2 protein-coding genes are annotated in these 2167 nt (G+C 39.2%); both read left to right on the forward strand.

What is annotated here, in order from left to right; genetic code table 11:
• Positions 1-155: 155 nt before the first annotated feature.
• Positions 156-1385 carry a molybdopterin molybdotransferase MoeA gene (moeA, locus tag QV06_RS11220; RefSeq protein WP_065238218.1) on the forward strand — a complete coding sequence of 410 codons (1230 nt, stop codon included), beginning with the start codon at positions 156-158 and terminating at the stop codon, positions 1383-1385.
• 2 nt (positions 1386-1387) lie between these two features.
• Positions 1388-2116 carry a molybdopterin-synthase adenylyltransferase MoeB gene (moeB, locus tag QV06_RS11225; RefSeq protein WP_065238219.1) on the forward strand — a complete coding sequence of 243 codons (729 nt, stop codon included), beginning with the start codon at positions 1388-1390 and terminating at the stop codon, positions 2114-2116.
• Positions 2117-2167 lie beyond the last annotated feature (51 nt).

Genomic DNA, 2167 nt, shown 5'->3' on the forward strand with positions numbered 1-2167 from the left:
GGCAAGTGTGAGAGGGAACCTAATTAGACATTTATTAAAATCTGCGACTAAATTTAGGTTTATCTTCATAAAAATTAAAACCCTCTGTATTTGGTATTAACCCTATCCCAAAGTTGAGTTAAAATTTCGCTCATCTTTTTGAATAAGGAAACGTTATGTCAGATTTACTCACTTTTGAACAAGCACGCAGTCAACTTCTTGAACAACTCCCCTCTGCAATTAACCGTCCTACTGAAACGCTTTCATTAGCAGATGCAGATAAACGAATTTGTGCCAAAGATATTATTTCACCAATCAATGTACCCGCTTTTGATAATTCAGCAATGGATGGCTATGCAGTACGTTTAGCCGATTTAGCACAATCAATGACACTTAACGTAGCGGGTAAAGCATTTGCAGGCCAACCTTTTACTGGCGAATGGCAACCACTGAGTGTGGTACGTATTATGACTGGTGCCATGGTTCCCGAAGGAACTGATGCCGTTGTAATGCAAGAAAAAGTTCAAGTGAATCCTGATGGTTCCGTTTCATTTAGCGAAATGCCCAAATGCGGTGAAAATATTCGTCGTATTGGTGATGATGTTAAAGTTGGAGAGATTGTACTAACAAAAGGCGCTAAGCTCACTGCCACTTCTCTGCCATTACTTGCTTCTCTTGGTATTGAGAAAGTAGAGGTTTTTCCTCGAATCAAAGTTGCGATTGTTTCGACTGGCGATGAGTTAGTTCCTGTTGGTCAACCACTACAAGCAGGTCAAATTTATGATACTAACCGTTTTGCAGTAAAGCTGATGTTACAACGCTTGAACTGTGAAATCTTAGACTTCGGTATTTTGCCTGATAATGAACAACAATTTGAACAGGCTTTTCGTGAAGCTCAACAACAAGCTGATCTAGTGATTACCAGTGGTGGTGTATCTGTGGGTGAAGCCGATTTCACCAAAACGGTGATTGAACGCTTAGGGAAAATCAATTTCTGGAAACTATTAATGAAACCAGGTAAACCATTTGCTTTTGGTAAATTAGAAAATGCTTGGTTCTGTGGATTACCTGGCAACCCTGTTTCCGCTTTTGTCACGTTCTATCAATTAGTCCAACCGGCGATTGCTAAACTAAGTGGATTTAGTCAATGGAAAGCACCACAACAATTTAATGCAATTGCAGCGACTTCCTTGAAAAAAAGCCCAGGTCGTTTAGATTTCCAACGCGGTTTTTATCAATTAAATGAAAATGGCCAAATTGAAGTAGCACCAGTACGTTTCCAAGGTTCACATATGTTCAGTTCTTTTGTACAAAGTAACTGCTTTATTGTGTTAGAAAAAGATCGCGGCAATGTCGCTGCGGGTGAAACAGTCACTATCGAACCATTTAATTACTTACTCGATTAACGATGCAAATAGAACTCACTGATCATGAAATGATGCGTTATAACCGTCAAATCATTATGAAATCTATTGATTTTGACGGTCAAGAACGCTTAAAAGGCAGTAAAGTATTAATTATTGGGTTAGGTGGCCTAGGTTGCGCCGCCTCACAATATTTAGCAGCTGCTGGAGTTGGCGAATTAATGCTAGTAGATTTTGACACCGTAGCACTCTCTAATCTACAACGCCAAGTTTTACATAATGATAGCCGTATTGGTTTAGCCAAAGTTGATTCAGCTAAACAGACACTATCAGCATTAAACCCCTTAATTACGATCAACACAACCAATACCCAATTAACAGATGAACAATTAACTTCACTCATTGCGCAATATGATGTTGTTTTAGATTGTACCGATAATGTTGAAACGAGAAATCAGCTAGATCGTCTGTGCCAACAACAACAAAAACCATTAGTTTCTGGGGCAGCAATTCGTATGGAGGGGCAAGTCAGTGTTTTTACTTACCAACCAAATACCCCAACCTACCGAGATCTTAGCCAACTCTTTGGTGAAAATGTATTAAGCTGTGTTGAGGCGGGAGTATTATCACCAATTGTTGGCATTGTTGGTTCAATTCAAGCTTTAGAGACAATTAAGGTCTTGTTGCAAATTGGTACCTCTTTATGTGGGCGTTTATTGATGATCGATGGGTTAAATATGCAGGTAAGGGCTATTAATTTGCCGCATAGTTAATTAATCACAAATCTTAATAAATGTTTAATGGGTCCCCTCTCACACTTGCCC

Source organism: Gallibacterium genomosp. 3 (assembly GCF_001678475.1).
Lineage (GTDB): Bacteria > Pseudomonadota > Gammaproteobacteria > Enterobacterales > Pasteurellaceae > Gallibacterium > Gallibacterium faecale.

Coding starts and splice junctions, on each gene's coding strand:
- moeA (WP_065238218.1), top strand. CDS start 156: ATGTCAGATTTACTCACTTTTGAACAAGCACGCAGTCAACTTCTTGAA.
- moeB (WP_065238219.1), top strand. CDS start 1,388: ATGCAAATAGAACTCACTGATCATGAAATGATGCGTTATAACCGTCAA.